The sequence below is a fragment of the Mucilaginibacter litoreus genome (genome assembly GCF_042676805.1).
Classification (GTDB): Bacteria; Bacteroidota; Bacteroidia; order Sphingobacteriales; family Sphingobacteriaceae; genus Mucilaginibacter; species Mucilaginibacter litoreus.
This window is the reverse complement of sequence record NZ_JBHTHZ010000002.1, coordinates 354,173-371,092: the sequence shown is the minus strand read 5'-3', so window position 1 is coordinate 371,092 and position 16,920 is coordinate 354,173. Positions and strand designations below refer to the sequence as shown.

The window sequence follows — 16,920 nt, the reverse complement described above, 5'->3', positions numbered from 1 at the left end:
GTGCCTAAAGGTATATTAATATCAGGATACAAGCAAATTACATCCTCTGATATCCGAATTATCAAATCGCCCGATGATCTCAAAAGAGCCATCCTCGTAAACCCTGCCCAAGTCCTGCGTGGCGATGAACGAACAGGAGTTAATATTTGCCAGATCAATGATATTAACGCCCCCTGTTTTGTTTATCCCGGTTAAACTAAGCGGATCATTGGTATCACGGGTGATGATACGCATCCAGGGTGGACAGTTAAATATTCCTCCGCCCTTTGAATATGCCTGCGATAACAACTCTGTCATCCCATATTCCGAATGAATGTGCGGTACGCCAAAACCGGCACATAGCACGCCATGCAATTCTTCGCGGATCATTTCCTTACGTCGCCCCTTCATGCCGCCGGTTTCCATTACTATCAATTCGGGGAAATCGATCTGGTAATTATCTACAAAATCAAGCAGGGCAAAAGTTACGCCTAACAGCAATGTAGGCTTGTGGATTGCCTTTTGCTGCTGTAATTTCTGATAAAGTTCCTGGTGATTATACAAATAAAACCCACTATCGGCGCATTGCGATCGCTGTATCAGATCCTGCGCCATATAAATCAGCGACGAACCTTCACGTTCCAGATAGGATGGCAATAATGCAAGCACGGTATACCCGGTGATATCTCCATAAAACAGCTTAAACGCCCTGCGAAAACTTTCCTGATACCAGCTTACATCATTTACGTAATGGCTGCTGGTTACCACACCAGTTGTGCCCGAACTGGTAAATACAACCTCAGCTTCGCCATCTGCAGAAACAACGGTGTGCGACTTAAAAAGCTCCACCGGCAAAAAAGGGATTTGCTCAATATTTTCAACTTCATCCGGCTTGATATGCAAGCCTTTGATGAATGCGCCATATATAGGGTTATGCCAGGCTTGGTATCTGAAAGTTTGCAGCGCAGTGTGCTTAAACCCGGCATCATCGGCTATAGAAAATACTTGCTGTTTTAGGGGCTTTATCATAGTTATGGCAAAGATAATAAGTTAGGGCCAAGCATGCGAAAATTGCTTTTTTAGCGTTAATAATTACATTTTCAATACAAACAAACATTCCGGAAAGGAGTTATGAAATTGATATTTATGCCCATACATTAAATTAATTAACAACCCTATGAAAACATTAAAATTTTTGAGCCTGCCGCTTTTGTTAAGCGCATTTATAGTTTTTGCTTCGGCAGTGCCGGTGCAGGACAAAGGTGTAGCCAAAATCAATGAGGCGACAACCGTGTTAAGAGATTTCAGTAAGATGAAAGAAAGCATCCCACACCAACTATTTGAAGAATATGAAGGAGTGGTTATTATCCCGAAACTGATCAACGCGGGTTTTGGTATAGGTGGTAAACGCGGACAAGGTTTAGCTATGGTAAAACTTGGTGACGGCAAATGGAGCGACCCGGTGTTTGTTACCCTTACAGGTGGCAGCATTGGTTTCCAGATAGGCGTACAATCTGTGGATATGGTTCTGGTTTTCCGTAATAAAGGAGTTTTGACCGAAGTTAAAGACGGCGATTTCACCATTGGCGGTGATATATCTGCCGCTGCAGGCCCGGTTGGCCGCAGTTCAACCGCAAGCACCGACTATAAGCTGCAAGCCGAAGTATATTCTTACTCGCGCAGTAAAGGCTTGTTTGCGGGTATCAGCGTAAATGGCTCTAACCTGGCCATCAATAAATCGGCCAATGCAGAGTTTTACGGTGATGATGCCATTGCCGGTGATATTTTTAACAGGGCAACCAGCACAAACGCTGCTGTAGCCAAACTGAAAGCCACATTGGCTTCATTTAAGTAAGAAGGTAGCTCATTTAAGCAAAAAGCCCGGTTGTGTATACAGCCGGGCTTTGTTGTTATAGCAATGTTAGTGACCGCTTACCAATCCATAAGGTAAAAAGATACAATCATGAGGATGAAGCCAACAACAAAAAAAGCAATATGTTGGGCAGTTGTCTTTTTAGGTTTTTCGCCTGCTACTTCTTTGTTTGTATTAATAAAGGCTTTTGTAGAAATTGTTGAACTAACAATAAACAAGACATAACCGAGTATCTTCATAATTTAACCAATGAGGAATTTTTCATTTGTGGGTTGCACCGTTATGGTATTACTACTCATGATATTACTCTGATACTTTATAACTTACCACGAAATAATGTGGCGAGTTTTCAAGCAATTCTTTTGTGGCAGCCTGGTTGTTGGATAAATCCACAGCGCCGCATGACCGCTCAATATCAAATCTTTTATCGTACCATGAGGATGAATAGATCAGCATAGGTGTTTTGGTGTTCAATGCCCAGTTAGTTACGCTATACCTTCTCCACGAATAGAACTGATACTTTCTCTCCGAGTGCTTTTTTAGTTTTATGCCACCAGTAGTATTACCCATTACATTGACCGATAACACAGAAAGGCTGTCGACATCCCGCGATATGAATTTGATCTTGTTGATGTAATCGGCATATTGCTTTTCCCCTTCCCAAAAGAAATAAATATTCTTTTCGTTCGGAGAAACGCTTTTGGTACCAACCATTTTACCGTTTACATATTCGTCAACGTCTATTACCAGTTTATAGCTTTTAGTGAACCGTGGAAGGATATTACAATTAAATACCCTTACTCCTAAACTATTCATGGCGCTTAACAGGTCCAGCTTACTTATTTGCCCTGCCTGGTACTCGTCCATAAAGTCGTCCTTCAGGCTATCCGGCCTCATGTCTTTTTTAAAAGTTTGCGAGTAAGCGTGGAGAGATAGTATCAGAAAAGCTATAAGTAGTGATAGTGTCTTAGTATGATTTGTCATTATATATATTAATCAGTTTATAGTGTAATTGTTGGTGTCAACATATTTTTGTAGGTTTTATAATTCCTTCCTTGGGAGGGGTGAAATTGATACCTTGGTGGCAGGGTAGGTTGTCCGCATTTACGTTAACCTTGATTGCTGATTAACCCCTACCTCCTCCTTCCCCAGGGAAGGAATCGCACAAATTCCTACGCTGTTTTTGCCTCCCCTTTTTCAAATACCCGTTTTACCATCAAGCCTGATAAGGCGGAAAAGCCGCCGGCTATGCCGCCTATTGCTACGGTAACGGCAAGTATCATTTTCCAACCCGACAGATGAAAGATATGGGCTACCCTATCAGCCAGTATGTGATCATTAGGGATGCTTTTTAAAAGCGCTAGTGCCAGCCAGGCTAAACCTATGCCCCCAAAGCCCGACCAGAACGCCTGCGCCGAAGTTTTACCTAAAAATATGGCTGTTATGAACGCCAGGGCACATGCAACCCACCAGGGAATAATGTAGCCGCATACAAAGGCCAATAAAAGTATAATACCGAACAGCATAATGTTATTTGCTAATGGTTAAGGTTGTTTTAATGCGTGGTGATTTCTCTGTTGCCGATTGCAGGTACAATAACTCATGCAGTTTGCCCTGCTGCCAGGTTTTAAGCAGATCGTCGTAGTAAAAGCTGCCGGGATTGCCAGATTGGCCGCCCGGAAGTATACCGTACCCTTTTGGCTTTGGCCCAAGTTGCACCACCATACGCCACGATGGCCCATGCCCGTCTATCAATGCATTAACTGTTGAGCCTGCACCGCCCGACTCAAAGTTACCTGAGCCGAGCCCCGGTACATGACCCAGGTGGGCCACCTCAAATGCTTTTACTTTGCCCCAGCGCCAGTTTACGCCGATGTTGCCATATTGTTTCTGCAATTCGTCAACCGAGGCTGTAAAGGATGCCATCAACACATCAGCAGCGGTCTCGATGGCTGGTGTACGTTTGTTATCAAACCAAACAGAAGAAGGTGTTTTTATCAATAATGCTTCAGTCCTGTCCATTGTAGGAAAATAAAGCAAGGTGTCTTTGTTTTCAAAGTTATCGCGCCAGGTAAAATTGTAGAATTTAGCCCACCATGTTTGGAATATACTTGCGCCAACCGACCTTGCCGTATAATGTTTATCCCATTGTTTAAGCGAATCCAAAGCGGCGGCTTGAGTTTTGTCCAGCTTAGTGGCATCCAGGTATTTTAACATGGTTGGCAATATGTCCTGGGCACGTATACTATAATCGTCCGTCTGCAGTATGCGCATACTATCAACAGTGGCGTTTTTCATAACAGCAAGCCTGTCGTTGATGCGCTTACCGCGTTCATAACCCTCAAACTTCCAGTTGATGTAATACGGATAAGTCTGATCGGTTGAAGACTGGTTTGCAGAGCTAACAAAACCCCTTGCCGGGTTTTTAACCGTTGGGTTATGCGCATAAGGTATCCAGCCATGCCAGTCGTTAACCGGGTCGCTTCCATCCAGAATAAATTTGCCCTGATCTTTATACTTTAAAGGCAGTTTGCCATTAGGTGTGATGGCTACATCATTGTCTGCCGAAGCAAAAACAAAATTTTGGGCGGGGGCAGTATAAAACGTCAAAGCCTTACGGTAGTCATCATAGTTTTTTGCACGGTTAAGCAGGTAGAATGTTTTAAATTCATCGCTTTCGTCATGTGCTATCCATCGCAGCGCATTACCAACAGGTATGTTCGGCCGGCCCTTTTTTGCCATAGCAACATTATCATATACTATCGGGCCATGGTGCGTGTACAATACTGTATCTACAACATCTTTGCTGCCCCTGATCTTTATTATTTCTGTTTTGCGCTCTACTTTGTTCCACTTGCCATTGTACCAGTATTCCTTGCGGGATGCGTCCTTAAATTTCACCTGATACCAGTCTAAAACGTCGGCATCTACATTGGTTACACCCCAGCTTACTTTTTGATTGTAGCCAATAACCACACAGGGGGCTCCCGGCAACGTTACTCCATTTACATTTACACCCGGTGCAACCATTTGCATTTGATACCATATAGATGGCAAAGTAAGGTTAAGATGCGGATCGTTTGCCAATATCGGATAACCCGTAGCCGTTTTTGAACCGCTTATAGCCCAGTTGTTACTGCCAATACCTTCTATCTTCTCCCTGTTCTGCATTCCGGCCAGCAACTGCGCTTTGAAAGCAGCCGGTGGTTGCGGTAAAGGAAGCGGTTTAAAATCCCATTTGGTACCTGCCGGGATGATAGGATCTTCGTGCATAGGGTAATCCGGAAACAGGTCATTGGTTATTTTTGCACCGAATTTGCTGAGCACATTGGTTATGCCCAACTCATTTGAGCCACCTGCCAGCGTTTCAGACATGAGTTTAAGCAAGTAGGCCGAGTTAACCGGCTTCCACTCTTCAGGCTTGTAAGCAAGCAGTTTAAACTCAATAGGGTAGCCTCCGGGCTTTAACTGTTTGATATAGGCGTTAACACCATCGCTGTATGCCTGTATAACCTGGCTCATAACAGGGTCTTTCATTATCCCTTTCAGCGTATTTTCGGCCCCGTAAGTCATGCCCATGCGGCGGTGGTATCGGTCGAGCTCCAAAGCTTTGTCTCCCACCACTTCTGATAGCCTGCCTGCAGCGCTGCGTGTTTGTATATCCATTTGCCACAACCGTGCCTTAGCGGTAAGATAACCTTGAACATAGTAAAGGTCGTGGTCGTTTTTGGCAAATACATGCGGAATACGATTGTCATCATATTGCACAATCACCTCGTTTTGCAGGCCAGGCAATTTCAATTTTTCATTTGATAAGATGTTTTTGCTTTCGGCGTTCTGCCAGAAACCGGTAGAAGGATTTAGAAAGTCGCCCAGGGGCGGCACATCGCCAAATTTAGTTTGTAGTGCCCATATAAGCGCCAAAGTAAACGCAACGGATATAATTGCCTTAAATACTTTCATTTTTGAGTGTGAGTATCTGCAAGCAAGATAAGTAATGTAAGCCGTATTTAAAAAGCGACCGTATCCCGGTGCTTACGGCTGCGGCGCTTTTTATAAGTGCGTTTGGTTTTCCTGCTCTTTTTTTCGGTGCGCTGCTGCTTTTCGCCTTTTCTGAAATTCCATGGCGGTGTTGGGTTGGCGTCCTGCCACAAGCCAAGGCGATTTAAGCGCGCCTGCTGCTCAAGCATAGCCAGTTCCATGCTTTTTGAGTATGCACGGTACTGCCAGGCGTAACCGTTTTTTACCAGTTCTTTATTAACGCTGGTACCATCTTCCAGTTGCACCTCCCCTACTGTGCGGCCGTAACGGTCTTTATTGTTTGCTATTAGCTTTACCATTTTACCAAAGCATAAAGTGCTTGTAAACTGCTTTGCCGATTGCCCAAAGGCCTGGTCTTTCTCTGGGCAATCTACCTCGGCAAGGCGCACCGTCACTGTTTGATTTTCGGGGGACAGCAGCACCATCGTATCACCATCCTTTACACCAACAACCCTATACAAGTCGGTATTGCGGTTACAGGCGATCAACAGACAGAAGATACAGAGATAAAAGATAAAGGACTTTTTAGGCATGTGGCGAAGATAGGAAATGAGGTGTTGATTTTCTGTTCAATAATAACGCAATTAAGAATCGTCATTGCGAGGTACGAAGCAATCTGTTCAGTGCTCCGTTAGGAACGGCTGTACGGTATCATCGTTAGTGGATGTTACTTTCTTTGGCCGTCAAAGAAAGTAACCAAAGAAACCTCGCGGCTGCGCCAGCTTGCTTTGAAAGGCAGTAGTATAGCAGTGCCAGTACTACCCGCAATCTGCCAATGCCGCATTTTAAAAAAGGTGGTGTTAGGTTGTCAGACTCGTTTTTACTTAATTCCATCCACTCAAATATTATCCAAGAGCGGTGGGCCGACGAAAAACCGGGGCCGATGGGTGGGGCTGTGCGGAGGTAGGATTTTTTCGTCTTGAACTTTGCTTCTTTCTTTCAAGAGAAAGAAGTAGCCTCCGCGGCAATGAGCGGAACAAAGTTCACTATAGCACTAACGATAATATTAGTCCTCTGTTAGGAATGGGTGTATTGTATTTATCGTTAGTGAATGTTCATTTCTTTTTTTCCGCAAAAAGAAACGAACCAAAGAACTGAGCGATAGCGAGCTGATTAATACCTTAAAAAACAATAACTTATTAATAAAAACCTCGCGGCTGCGCCAGCTTGCTTTGAAAGGCAGTAGTATAGCAGTGCCAGTACTACCCGCAATCTGCCAATGCCGCATTTTAGGAAGGTGACGTTTGGTTTGTTAGGCAACTAATTATTTGCCATGCAAGCTCCAGGCGTTGCCATCCGGATCTTTTACAGTGGCAAAACGGCCCCAGGGAGTTTGGTCGGCGTTGCCCACTGTTATACCTTTAGCGGTAAGCTCGGCTATAGTGGTATCCAGATCATCGCATTTAATAACATAACCAGCAATGCTGCCAGGCTTAAGCTGTGGAAACCAGTTTACCAGTGTTATAGATGTACCGCCATCGGGTAAACCCATTTGAATCCAGTTCGAGCCGTTTTGAAACGGGTTTTCAACAATCAGTTTAAACCCGAACTTCAGGTAAAATTCCTTTGCTTCCTGCTGGTTGGTTACCGGTATGGATATGATCTCTATAGCTTTCATAGGTTTTTAGGATTTAAATGTTCAGGACGATAGGTTATCAGCTTATCAAAAATAAAGCTGATATTTGTAAGTTCATAGTCCAAGTAAATAAAGAAAAGATGGGTAAGTTTCCTGTTCCGGATAAAGTTTTATTTGTGTGCACCGGTAGCAAATGCAGTAAACGCGGTGGTAAGGATATGTATAAAACCGCAAAGAAATTCGCTAAATACAGCGGGCAAGATATAGAAGTGATACGTATAGAATGCACAGACCGGTGCGATTGGGCACCGGTCTGTACGTTATCTCCGGGTAATATATGGTTGAAAGAATACTCGGAAAAAGATGTTTTAAAGCTGCTGACGGATTAATTAGCTTCGCTGTCGTATTTGATTTTTCCAACGTGCTTGTCAATTTCCCAGCGGCCGGTACCTTCTTCGCCGATAACTTCAAACAGTTCAAGCGCACGGCGTGCTTTGTACTCTTCTTCACGCTGCTCTCTCAGAAACCAGTTTAGAAACTCGTTGGTCACAAAATCCTGCTCTTTTAAGCAACGTGCGTATATGTTTTTGATAGATTGAGTAACACTGATTTCCTGGTCAAGCGCATCCTCAAATACTTCGCGGAATGAATTGTATTCCTGCTTGATACCGGTAACTTCAGGCGAAATAGCGCTTCCGCCCATATCCAGGATATATTTATAAAATTTAAGCTGATGCTCTCTTTCTTCTTCAGCTTGCTTAAAAAAGTATTCGGCTGAGTAATCGAAGCCATTACGGTTGCACCATGATGCCATGGCCAGGTATATAGATGAAGACAAGGCTTCTTTTTTGACTTGCTGATTTAAAAGCGCTTCAACATCGGCCGATAATAAGCTTTTTATGCGGATAAGATCTTTCATTTCTTTGTGTGTATTTTTTAGTTAAAACAGGGCAACAAGCGTGCCGATTTAAATACTCACACAATAATACGACGATAATAAGCCGTTAGTTGAAAATAAAGGCAATATGAATTCAGTCTAAATTACTAATATGCAGTGCGATGCAATGTATCGTGCAATATATTATTTAGCTGTAGCATTACAAATGTGCCTTCCAGTATTTCTTTTAAGGCGATGATTTGCAAAAGGGTGAGGATATAAGTGTGGTCGCAGGCGCAGATAAAAATAATCTCTACATCAGGATCTTTAGATGTATTAAGCAGTTTGGCTTCAATATCTACATTGTAAACCGCGTTTTTAAGCTTCAATAAACAACGGTAATCAAATTTAGCTACTTTACCGGCAAAATCTACGTACCAGCAACGCTCCTGGTCGCATTGGTAAATACCACCATGCTTTGTGTTAAACACATCAACCCAACCAACTAATTCTTCTTTTAACTGCGTAGTAACCATTTGCTTTACAAATGTTGTATTTATTTATAATTAATCCAAATAATGTTTAAAATTATTTACCATGGTTTTAACAAGCAAGCAATACCTTTACAAAATGAATATCAAAGCTTGCATATTTGACCTGGACGGAGTTATTGTTAATACTGCAGTTTATCACTATAAAGCCTGGAAACGGCTTGCTAATGAACTTGGGTTTGATTTTACCGAACATCAGAATGAGCAATTGAAGGGCGTAAGCCGCATGGCCTCGCTTAATTTGATATTAGGCTGGGGAAACATTACAGGTTTAAGCGAGGCACAAAAAAACGAACTGGCCGACCGTAAAAATAACTGGTATGTTGAAATGATCAACCAGATGACCCCTGCCGAGGTCTTGCCCGGCGCCCGCGAATTTGTCCGGGCATGCCGCGACGCTAGTATTAAAACAGCTATTGGATCGGCCAGTAAAAACACACCAACCATATTGAACAGGTTACAGCTTACCCCGCTTTTTGATGCCATAGTTGATGGAAACAGCGTAAACACACCAAAGCCCGACCCGGAGGTGTTTCTGAAAGGCGCTGAACTATTAAGTATAGCCCCAGCAAATTGTGTGGTATTTGAAGATGCGATTGCAGGTATTGAAGCTGCAAAAAGAGGCGGTATGAAAGCCGTGGGCATTGGGTTGGCAGATACTTTAAAACAAGCCGATATGGTGGTAAGTGGCTTAGCACAGATGACTATAGATACACTTTCACACCTGTAAAAAGGCAACGCCCCGCCACCCTCGCGGCACGGGACGTATACACACTCAAATTGAAACTCAAACTTCTGTTATCGGTTTAACTTAGCCCGCTCTTTGATGATAGATTTTACTGCGTGGGCCAGGAAAGCGCTTTGCTCATTGCTAAGTTTATTAATATAGCTTTCGCCGTTAAAACTGTAAACTACGCTGTTATGCACATCACTTTCTGCGCGTAGCTCTTTCCCGTTTTCGTTAAAGTATATGTATCCGTTTTTTGATATATGGGCAATAGCGCTTGAGTCTGCAGTAAACGCTACTTTTCCCCAATATTTTATTTCCTGCTTATAACCATCACTTGTATTAATAATTGTTGTTCCGCGCGTGTTACATGCCGCCAAACCAGTTGCCAGCGCTAATGCATAAACCACCATTTGTATAGCTCTTTTCATCTGTATAAAAATTAATATACAAATATAAACATAACATGGTATCATGCAATACATAGTACTATTAAAATATTTAACGTTCTGTATATCAGAATATTAATTTTACTCGCTTCTCAATGTTTTTACAGGATTTACTAACGCGACCTTTAAAAGCTGAGATATAATGGTGATTAAAGCTATCAGCAGTGCAATAATTACTGCAAGTAAAAAATCCGACCAACCTATCCTGATGCGATATACGTATCCTTGTAACCACTTGTTCATCAGGTACCATGTAACAGGCGCAGCAATTGCAAAACCAATAAGTATCATCCATACAAACTCTTTTGAAAACAGGTAGACAATGCCATTTACAGATGCCCCCAGCACCTTGCGTATGCCTACCTCTTTTATACGCTGAACTGCCATAAATGAAGCCAGGCCATATAAACCCAGGCAACTTAAAAATATGGCTATAACGGCAAAGCATTTATAAATACCAGCCAGTTGGCTTTCCTGCTTATAAAACCCAGCTATCTGCTCATCTAAAAACTTATATTCAAACGCATAATCGGGGTAAACCTCAGTCCATACCTTTTCTATTCCTTTTAAGGCCTGCGTTGCATTTAACATTGATAATTTAATATTGCACAACTCATACCCGGGTTTGTAAGTAGTTAATAATAATGGTGCATAATCATCCTTGAACGACCGGTTATGGTAGTTTTTTAACACACCCGAAATGCGCCCTTTGGCAAACTTGCCTAAGGTTATCTGTTTGTTAATGGCATTCTTCGGATCAGCTATACCCAGCTTTTGAATGAGTGCCTCATTTACCAAAAACTCTTTAACGGTATCTGATGCTGATAAATTTTTACCGGCAACAAGTTGCAATTGATAAGTGGGCTGATACTGCTCATCAACCATTTTGATAATTGAATAAAAATCGACATGCTGGGCTGCGTTTTCAAAAGTGAACATTGTCCAGTTAGCTTGTTCACCTGCCGGGATATTTGAACTTAAACTCACTTGTTGAATGCCATTGATATTATGAAGCCGTTGTTTTAAATAATCGAGCTTACTTATGCTTGCACTGTCCGACGGAAATGGGACATTAACAATGGCATCTTTTACAAAGCCCATATTTTCGCTGGTAAAATAATTCATCTGCTTTACGATGATAAGAGTACAGATGATCAGCCCCTGCGCTATAATAAACTGAAACACAACCAACCACCGCCTTAACGATATCCCTTTGGAAACTTTAAACGCTATTTTACTTTTTAACGCATTAACAGGATTAAAGCCCGCTAATACTATTGAAGGATAAAAACCCGCTACAAGGGTAACCAATATAGTAAGGGTAACAATAAAAAATGCAACGGTGAACTGCCAAAGCATTGCTGCAGATAAGGGCAGTTCCATTATCCGGCCTATTAACGGAATACCAAGGGAACTGATCCCTATTGCAACCGTTACCGATAAAATAACGATAACCAATGTTTCGGTTAAAAACTGCAGCTGAAGCTGGCGCCTGTTACCGCCAAGCACTTTTCGTACACCGACTTCTTTGGCCCTGTTTACAGCCTGAGCGGTAGCCAGGTTAACAAAATTCACGCATGCTATGATGAGGATAAATGCAGCTATCATCCAAAGCATACGTATCATTTGAGGGGTAATGGACATGTTTGAGAAATTGCCCGCCTTACCATCAAAGTGCACATCTTTTAAGGCTTGGGCAACCTCGCTATCCTGGTTGTCCGGCGAGTGGTTCTTTTTTACCAGCGCCCGCAGGTTTGCAGTAAGCTGCGCGTTGCTTAACCCCGGCTGTGTTAACAGGTAACAATTAAAATTTGCGTTTGTACCGTTCCATTCGGTAGATTTAAGCATATCGGCGGTAAAGCCCGTTCCTAATGCCCCCACTATACGTAACTGCATATCGGTATTGGCTGGTATATCGGCCAGTATGCCTGTTACCTTAAGCACATCGCGGTTGTTCCACCTTATTGATTTGCCGACAGCGTTTCGCCAGTCGCCAAAATATTTGTTGGCTACCCGGCGGCTCAAAATCACTTTGTCAGGCCCGTTTAACGCTGTACCCACATCGCCGTCTATTAGCTTAAAATCAAAAATCTTAAAAAAGGAAGGTGTAGTGAAGAAGATGCCTTTTCGTTCTCTGAATTTTTTTAATATCCTACCTTCTGCATCCACTACCTGGAATTGCTCATCGCCCGGGTGGTAAATTGGTGCTACTTCTTCAATACCGGGTATGCTTGTTTTAATTGCACGCGGTATTGCTTGTGATATACCCGACCCATAAAATATTTCCTTTGAATCGGCATGATGGTACTCTGTTAATAATCTATAAATCCGGTCTTTTTTTTCATGAAAATTATCGAAGCTGGTATGAAACCGTATCAGTACAAATATTACCAGGCAAACAGCAATGCCAAAACCCAAACCACCAACGTTGATAATTGTAAATGACTTATGGCGGCGAATATTGCGCCAGGCAGTTTTAAATAAATTTGAAAGCATAACAGGCAATTATTAAGATGTTGACTAATTGCGACAAAGCCGATGCCAGCTGAAAAAACCGCTTAATTGCGGTTTTGATAAGGGTTTGGTCATCAGTAAGTGTACGAAAACGAACATACTACGTACGATTTCGTACGTATGATTTCGTATATCGAAAAAAAACTTTCCTCTAACAATCGGTATATTAAACCATTATTACTATAATTAAGCAGTAAACCAATTCCGTGCCGATGACCTTCAAAAGGTGGATACTGCTTCCTGTTTTCCTTGTGCCACTTATGGCTGTACTTTCCCAGTGTTTAAGTACTTCCAAAGCTAATGATCCAAGAGGTGAAAACTATGCCGGCGCTAAAACCTGTGTCAATTGCCATAGCGATATCAACAACTCATACATCCATACGGCGCACTATCTGGCATCGTCTGCAGCTACTGATAAAACTGTACATGGCAGTTTTTTAGACGGAGCAAATAAGGTTTATTACAATGATCATTCCGATGTATTTATGCGCAAGGTAGATAGCGGCATGTATCAGATCAGTTATATCAACGGCAATAAAACCGACAGCGCCCGCATGGATATTGTAACTGGTGGCATAAAAGGCGAAACCTACCTTTATTGGAAGGAAAATGAGTTGTTTGAGTTACCGGTGTCTTTCGACAATACCAAAAACCGTTGGATAGTAAGCCCAGGCTATGATACTACTATAGCCAGTTACGACAGGATGGTAAACCTGCGCTGTATGGAGTGCCATACCTCATACGCCAAAACAGAACCTGGTAAAGTGCCCAGCTTTTCTGGAGAGACAGTAGGTTTTGACAAAAGCTCGGTAATATTAGGTGTAGATTGCGAACGATGCCATGGACCGGGCAAGCAACACGCCGATTTTCATACCGAAAACCCCTCGGTAAAGCAGGCGCGGTATATAATCGGTATCAGTAAACTTACCCGCGCACAACGTACCGATTTATGCGGCACCTGCCACTCGGGTACGCAAACCGTTAACAGTAAATCTATATTTGATTTTAAACCCGGAGATAAACTTGCCGACTTTAAAAACCGGGCCCCTGAGGCCGGCCCTGTAGACCTTGCACACATCGACGTGCATGGCGACCAGTATGATATGCTTAAAACAAGTAAATGTTACATAAGCAGTAATATGGATTGCTCAAGCTGCCATAAACCGCATCAAAACCAGCGCAATAACCTTTCGGTTTTTGCTAAACAGTGTTTTAGTTGCCATACAGCAGCTAATCATAATAACTGTAAAATGGCAGATGTACTTGACGCAGCTGTTTTAAAAGCCAAATGTGTAGACTGCCACATGCCAGCTTTACCATCAAAGGCAATCATAAACGAGCAGCAATCAGTACTGATACGCACCCATCATATAGCTGTATATCCTAAAGAAACCGATAAAATACTCGCATTCCTGAAAAGGGATAAATAATTGCCCTATTCTATCGCCTAAATTATTTCTTAAAGTTGTTTTCAAGAACTATAAAAGGCAAATGCTCATCCCATGTAGGCGAAAAGTTAGGCTGAAACAAAAAGCCGCTTGCATAGTTGCCCAATAAAATATCAGGTTTGCCATCCTTGTTCCAGTCGCTTACATCCATTGCCAGCCAGCGGCCATACTGGCTTACAGGTACTGCATGTGGCTTAAATTGCATTGGCTTTTGCTGCTCAAAGTAAATAAATTCTTCCGACGGGTTGTTCTTCATATCGGCAAAGAAGGCGATAGTAGCAATGTCCAGGTCACCGTCTGCATCAAAATCAGTTGCTATAGCTTTAGTAGCACCGTTTATAGTATAAAACCACGACTGTTTAAACTTGAAGTTGCCGGTATTTTTGTAGATATACAAACCATGATAAGGTTTCAGTATGCGCGAATCGCGAAAATTGTAGCCACATGTGTATATCAGGTCGGGGTTGCCATCTTTGTCAATATCTGCCAATTGAAAGCTTGATGAACCATACACGGGCGGAAAATGCAGCAGTTCTCGGCTGGTAAAACCACCTTTTTTATCGTTCAAAAATAAGGTAAGCCCTTCATCTCCAATTCCAAACAAAACCATAATATCGGGCCAGCCATCTTTATTGAAATCCTGCGTAATGGCCTGCACTACACCTGGGCGGTCTGTAACGGTAAATTGCTTAACCGCTTTGCCCGCCCCATCTGTTTTCAATAAAAACACACCTCCCTTTGTACCGCCCTGCCCGCATACTACAATTTCGTTTTGGCCATCCTTATCAAAGTCGGCGGCTAACGTTTCTACCGGGCGCGGCATATCCCCGACCACTTCAAGCGGGGCCGTTGCAGCATCGTTAAGGTTTATTTTTACAATTTTCCCATTCGGATAATCAACCGGGTCTATGCGGCCAATGCAACTCAACCATAGCTGGTTTTGATTATCAAATACAGCATTAACCGCGCCGGAAGGCAAACCTGCAACTACCCTGCTGTTAAACTTATTGTCCCACCCGGTAAGGTTGTTCGCAATTAAATCGCTCGTATAAATTTTACCATCTGCAGAATCACCAGCTACCAGGGTAGTAAATGCAATATCACTTATAGCTTTTGGTTTTTTAAGGGTAAAGCCAGCCCAATCAATTGACAAGGGCACCGGGCGTTTGGCCGGCATAAGTGTATCTGGCGCAATTTTGTTATAATAATCAACAATAGCCTGCCAGTGTACAAGCGACATGCCTCCGGTATCTTTTGGATCTTTATAAAAAGAAGGCCCATAGGTAGACAAGCCAAAATAATGGGCCATGGAAGGCAGGGTATGCTGCCTCCAAACACTCTTGGTAAGTGCATCCGCGGGTACCAGCTTATGGCATTTGGCGCAGTTTTGCTTAACCAGAAATTCCCCATCGGCAATAGTATCACCTGTTAACTTGTAATTTTCTGCCGACTGATGCTTACAACCTTCAAAAACAATACTCAGTGATAATAATGCCACAATTGACAGTATAACTGATGTAAATAAAAAAGTGCGTTTTATCTTCATGCCTGATAAGTATTGATCTTAGTTTTGCAGTTTAAGCGTATTCCAGATGTACTCTCCAATTTGCCGGCCTTGTTTTGCGGCCGCATCAACGCTGAACCTGTAATGTATACCTCCATAAAACCGGCTGATAGAAGTTTCGTCTGATGCCTGAAGAAACGATTTAAAATGGCGCTGCATGCCGATATAACGCAGATCGCTGGTATCCTGAAACGCAAAATTATCGCCAAACATGTGTGTGAGGACAACAGCCGATGCCGCACTTATATCGCTATGGCCGCTTGGATACTCGGGGAATGGCGGGGTTTGAAGCATTGGCAACCATTTGGGGTCTATCTTATCGTTTATAACAGTAACAGGGCGTATATATTCGGTAACGTATTTTATCTGCCAGCCGCATATAAATGAGTCATACAAAGCAATAGCGGTCATGGCATAGGCTTGCGCGGTTTTGGCTGCATCGGCCTTTGATTTTTTACAGGCAATGGCAGTTATACCTATCCAATGGCCACCGGGTGTAATTTTTTTATTCACGAACATCATGTGCCCGTTATGCTGTATTACAAAGGGGTTGTCGTCCCAAAATTTCGCTATCTCAATTTGCTCGGGTGTATTTTTCTTACTTTGCTCATATACCTCAACATTTTGCCTGAAGTATTCGCTGTTTTTATCATTACTATAAGGGGTAGGTGGTGGCAACGGAAAATCTGATGATGATCTTACTACAAAGGTTTCCATGGTACCCCAGCAAAATTCAACCCCGTCCAGGTAATCCGGGGCGGTTGGGCGCCATTTACCGTTTTCGTTACTACCCAAAAACCTTGGCTTACCGCGTGTTTTTAAATAATTGTCAAACGCGGCACGGCCTAATACGGCTTTCCCTACAGCTTCACCAAAAGCAACAGATCTTGCATAGGTAGAATCATCCAGGTTAGCTTTATACATGGCATATAGCTTATCTTCATAACGCTGAAGGGTATCTACAGAAAACGTTACCTTATGTGCTACTGTAAAAAGTGCTTTGGTTGCGGCCAGTGCATAATTATAACTAAGTCCTTTTTGCGGCAGTGGCATAGTTTTAAACCCTTTAAGCTGATTGGCTATTGAGTTATATTTAGGGTTTTGAAACCGTATAGCCTCATAGGCTGCAAGCGTGGTATATCCATATATACGGCTTGCTACAGGCGGGCTGAAGGCATCGTATATGATCACCTGCGTTAGCTGATCTACATTTTCGTGGAGTACGTCGGTATCGCTCTTTAACTTTATCTTTTGTTTTTGTTTACATGAAACTGCAAGGAAACATATAAAAACAAGAGCTAAAATATGAATGGCTTTCATT

General features: G+C 42.6%; 17 protein-coding genes. 4 read left to right on the top strand and 13 right to left on the bottom strand.

Annotation, left to right across the window (positions count from 1 at the left end; genetic code table 11):
- Positions 1-21: 21 nt before the first annotated feature.
- The gene (locus tag ACFQZX_RS05100) at positions 22-1,008 is read right to left on the bottom strand and encodes an acyl transferase (protein WP_377112106.1); all 987 of its coding nucleotides are present in this window, start codon (positions 1,006-1,008) and stop codon (positions 22-24) included.
- A 148-nt stretch (positions 1,009-1,156) separates the two neighbouring features.
- On the opposite strand from ACFQZX_RS05100, the gene ACFQZX_RS05095 reads away from it, so the two are divergent.
- Positions 1,157-1,834 carry a lipid-binding SYLF domain-containing protein gene (locus tag ACFQZX_RS05095; RefSeq protein WP_377112103.1) on the top strand — a complete coding sequence of 226 codons (678 nt, stop codon included), beginning with the start codon at positions 1,157-1,159 and terminating at the stop codon, positions 1,832-1,834.
- A 77-nt stretch (positions 1,835-1,911) separates the two neighbouring features.
- On the opposite strand, the gene ACFQZX_RS05090 is transcribed toward ACFQZX_RS05095, so the two are convergent.
- The 6 genes from ACFQZX_RS05090 to ACFQZX_RS05065 all read right to left on the bottom strand — a co-directional run bounded on the left by ACFQZX_RS05090 (position 1,912) and on the right by ACFQZX_RS05065 (position 7,511).
- On the bottom strand, positions 1,912-2,091 hold the full coding sequence (locus ACFQZX_RS05090; RefSeq protein ID WP_377112101.1) for a hypothetical protein: 180 nt from the start codon (positions 2,089-2,091) through the stop codon (positions 1,912-1,914).
- Positions 2,092-2,155: 64 nt separating this feature from the next.
- Positions 2,156-2,836: a DUF5041 domain-containing protein gene (locus tag ACFQZX_RS05085; RefSeq protein ID WP_377112098.1), complete on the bottom strand. Its 681-nt coding sequence runs from the start codon at positions 2,834-2,836 to the stop codon at positions 2,156-2,158.
- Between the two features lie 188 nt (positions 2,837-3,024).
- Entirely contained in the window at positions 3,025-3,378 is a 354-nt protein-coding gene (locus ACFQZX_RS05080) for a hypothetical protein (protein ID WP_377112095.1), read from the bottom strand.
- 4 nt (positions 3,379-3,382) lie between these two features.
- Positions 3,383-5,815, bottom strand: coding sequence for a penicillin acylase family protein (locus ACFQZX_RS05075; RefSeq protein ID WP_377112093.1), 2,433 nt, complete (start codon positions 5,813-5,815; stop codon positions 3,383-3,385).
- 47 nt (positions 5,816-5,862) lie between these two features.
- On the bottom strand, positions 5,863-6,426 hold the full coding sequence (locus ACFQZX_RS05070) for a thermonuclease family protein (protein WP_377112090.1): 564 nt from the start codon (positions 6,424-6,426) through the stop codon (positions 5,863-5,865).
- A 731-nt stretch (positions 6,427-7,157) separates the two neighbouring features.
- Positions 7,158-7,511, bottom strand: a complete 354-nt coding sequence (locus tag ACFQZX_RS05065) for a VOC family protein (RefSeq protein ID WP_377112088.1) — start codon at positions 7,509-7,511, stop codon at positions 7,158-7,160.
- 98 nt (positions 7,512-7,609) lie between these two features.
- Here ACFQZX_RS05065 and ACFQZX_RS05060 point away from each other — a divergent pair, with 98 nt between their 5' ends.
- Positions 7,610-7,858, top strand: coding sequence for a (2Fe-2S) ferredoxin domain-containing protein (locus ACFQZX_RS05060; protein ID WP_377112085.1), 249 nt, complete (start codon positions 7,610-7,612; stop codon positions 7,856-7,858).
- Here the strand turns inward: ACFQZX_RS05060 and ACFQZX_RS05055 are convergent.
- On the bottom strand, positions 7,855-8,388 hold the full coding sequence (locus ACFQZX_RS05055; RefSeq protein ID WP_377112082.1) for a ferritin: 534 nt from the start codon (positions 8,386-8,388) through the stop codon (positions 7,855-7,857). The two genes, ACFQZX_RS05060 and ACFQZX_RS05055, sit on opposite strands and share 4 nt — an antisense overlap.
- A 125-nt stretch (positions 8,389-8,513) precedes the next feature.
- The gene (locus tag ACFQZX_RS05050; protein ID WP_377112080.1) at positions 8,514-8,882 is read right to left on the bottom strand and encodes a hypothetical protein; all 369 of its coding nucleotides are present in this window, start codon (positions 8,880-8,882) and stop codon (positions 8,514-8,516) included.
- A gap of 94 nt (positions 8,883-8,976) precedes the next feature.
- Between ACFQZX_RS05050 and pgmB the strand changes: the two genes are divergently transcribed.
- On the top strand, positions 8,977-9,627 hold the full coding sequence (gene pgmB / locus ACFQZX_RS05045) for a beta-phosphoglucomutase (protein ID WP_377112077.1): 651 nt from the start codon (positions 8,977-8,979) through the stop codon (positions 9,625-9,627).
- 68 nt (positions 9,628-9,695) lie between these two features.
- Here pgmB and ACFQZX_RS05040 read toward each other — a convergent pair whose 3' ends face one another.
- Both ACFQZX_RS05040 and ACFQZX_RS05035 read right to left on the bottom strand, forming a co-directional pair.
- A complete protein-coding gene (locus tag ACFQZX_RS05040) occupies positions 9,696-10,055 on the bottom strand; it encodes a hypothetical protein (protein WP_377112074.1) in 360 nt (119 codons plus the stop codon).
- 99 nt (positions 10,056-10,154) lie between these two features.
- Positions 10,155-12,569, bottom strand: coding sequence for an ABC transporter permease (locus ACFQZX_RS05035; protein ID WP_377112071.1), 2,415 nt, complete (start codon positions 12,567-12,569; stop codon positions 10,155-10,157).
- A gap of 230 nt (positions 12,570-12,799) precedes the next feature.
- Here ACFQZX_RS05035 and ACFQZX_RS05030 point away from each other — a divergent pair, with 230 nt between their 5' ends.
- A complete protein-coding gene (locus ACFQZX_RS05030; RefSeq protein ID WP_377112068.1) occupies positions 12,800-14,017 on the top strand; it encodes a multiheme c-type cytochrome in 1,218 nt (405 codons plus the stop codon).
- Between the two features lie 22 nt (positions 14,018-14,039).
- Here the strand turns inward: ACFQZX_RS05030 and ACFQZX_RS05025 are convergent, their stop codons facing one another.
- Both ACFQZX_RS05025 and ACFQZX_RS05020 read right to left on the bottom strand, forming a co-directional pair.
- A complete protein-coding gene (locus tag ACFQZX_RS05025) occupies positions 14,040-15,581 on the bottom strand; it encodes an FG-GAP repeat domain-containing protein (RefSeq protein ID WP_377112065.1) in 1,542 nt (513 codons plus the stop codon).
- Positions 15,582-15,599: 18 nt separating this feature from the next.
- A complete protein-coding gene (locus tag ACFQZX_RS05020; RefSeq protein ID WP_377112062.1) occupies positions 15,600-16,919 on the bottom strand; it encodes a vanadium-dependent haloperoxidase in 1,320 nt (439 codons plus the stop codon).
- Between the last annotated feature and the right edge of the window lies 1 nt (position 16,920).

Excerpts from the sequence above, each read along its gene's own strand:
- ACFQZX_RS05100 (WP_377112106.1), bottom strand. The coding sequence starts at position 1,008 with ATGATAAAGCCCCTAAAACAGCAAGTATTTTCTATAGCCGATGATGCC.
- ACFQZX_RS05095 (WP_377112103.1), top strand. The coding sequence starts at position 1,157 with ATGAAAACATTAAAATTTTTGAGCCTGCCGCTTTTGTTAAGCGCATTT.
- ACFQZX_RS05090 (WP_377112101.1), bottom strand. The coding sequence starts at position 2,091 with ATGAAGATACTCGGTTATGTCTTGTTTATTGTTAGTTCAACAATTTCT.
- ACFQZX_RS05085 (WP_377112098.1), bottom strand. The coding sequence starts at position 2,836 with ATGACAAATCATACTAAGACACTATCACTACTTATAGCTTTTCTGATA.
- ACFQZX_RS05080 (WP_377112095.1), bottom strand. The coding sequence starts at position 3,378 with ATGCTGTTCGGTATTATACTTTTATTGGCCTTTGTATGCGGCTACATT.
- ACFQZX_RS05075 (WP_377112093.1), bottom strand. The coding sequence starts at position 5,815 with ATGAAAGTATTTAAGGCAATTATATCCGTTGCGTTTACTTTGGCGCTT.
- ACFQZX_RS05070 (WP_377112090.1), bottom strand. The coding sequence starts at position 6,426 with ATGCCTAAAAAGTCCTTTATCTTTTATCTCTGTATCTTCTGTCTGTTG.
- ACFQZX_RS05065 (WP_377112088.1), bottom strand. The coding sequence starts at position 7,511 with ATGAAAGCTATAGAGATCATATCCATACCGGTAACCAACCAGCAGGAA.
- ACFQZX_RS05060 (WP_377112085.1), top strand. The coding sequence starts at position 7,610 with ATGGGTAAGTTTCCTGTTCCGGATAAAGTTTTATTTGTGTGCACCGGT.
- ACFQZX_RS05055 (WP_377112082.1), bottom strand. The coding sequence starts at position 8,388 with ATGAAAGATCTTATCCGCATAAAAAGCTTATTATCGGCCGATGTTGAA.
- ACFQZX_RS05050 (WP_377112080.1), bottom strand. The coding sequence starts at position 8,882 with ATGGTTACTACGCAGTTAAAAGAAGAATTAGTTGGTTGGGTTGATGTG.
- pgmB (WP_377112077.1), top strand. The coding sequence starts at position 8,977 with ATGAATATCAAAGCTTGCATATTTGACCTGGACGGAGTTATTGTTAAT.
- ACFQZX_RS05040 (WP_377112074.1), bottom strand. The coding sequence starts at position 10,055 with ATGAAAAGAGCTATACAAATGGTGGTTTATGCATTAGCGCTGGCAACT.
- ACFQZX_RS05035 (WP_377112071.1), bottom strand. The coding sequence starts at position 12,569 with ATGCTTTCAAATTTATTTAAAACTGCCTGGCGCAATATTCGCCGCCAT.
- ACFQZX_RS05030 (WP_377112068.1), top strand. The coding sequence starts at position 12,800 with ATGACCTTCAAAAGGTGGATACTGCTTCCTGTTTTCCTTGTGCCACTT.
- ACFQZX_RS05025 (WP_377112065.1), bottom strand. The coding sequence starts at position 15,581 with ATGAAGATAAAACGCACTTTTTTATTTACATCAGTTATACTGTCAATT.
- ACFQZX_RS05020 (WP_377112062.1), bottom strand. The coding sequence starts at position 16,919 with ATGAAAGCCATTCATATTTTAGCTCTTGTTTTTATATGTTTCCTTGCA.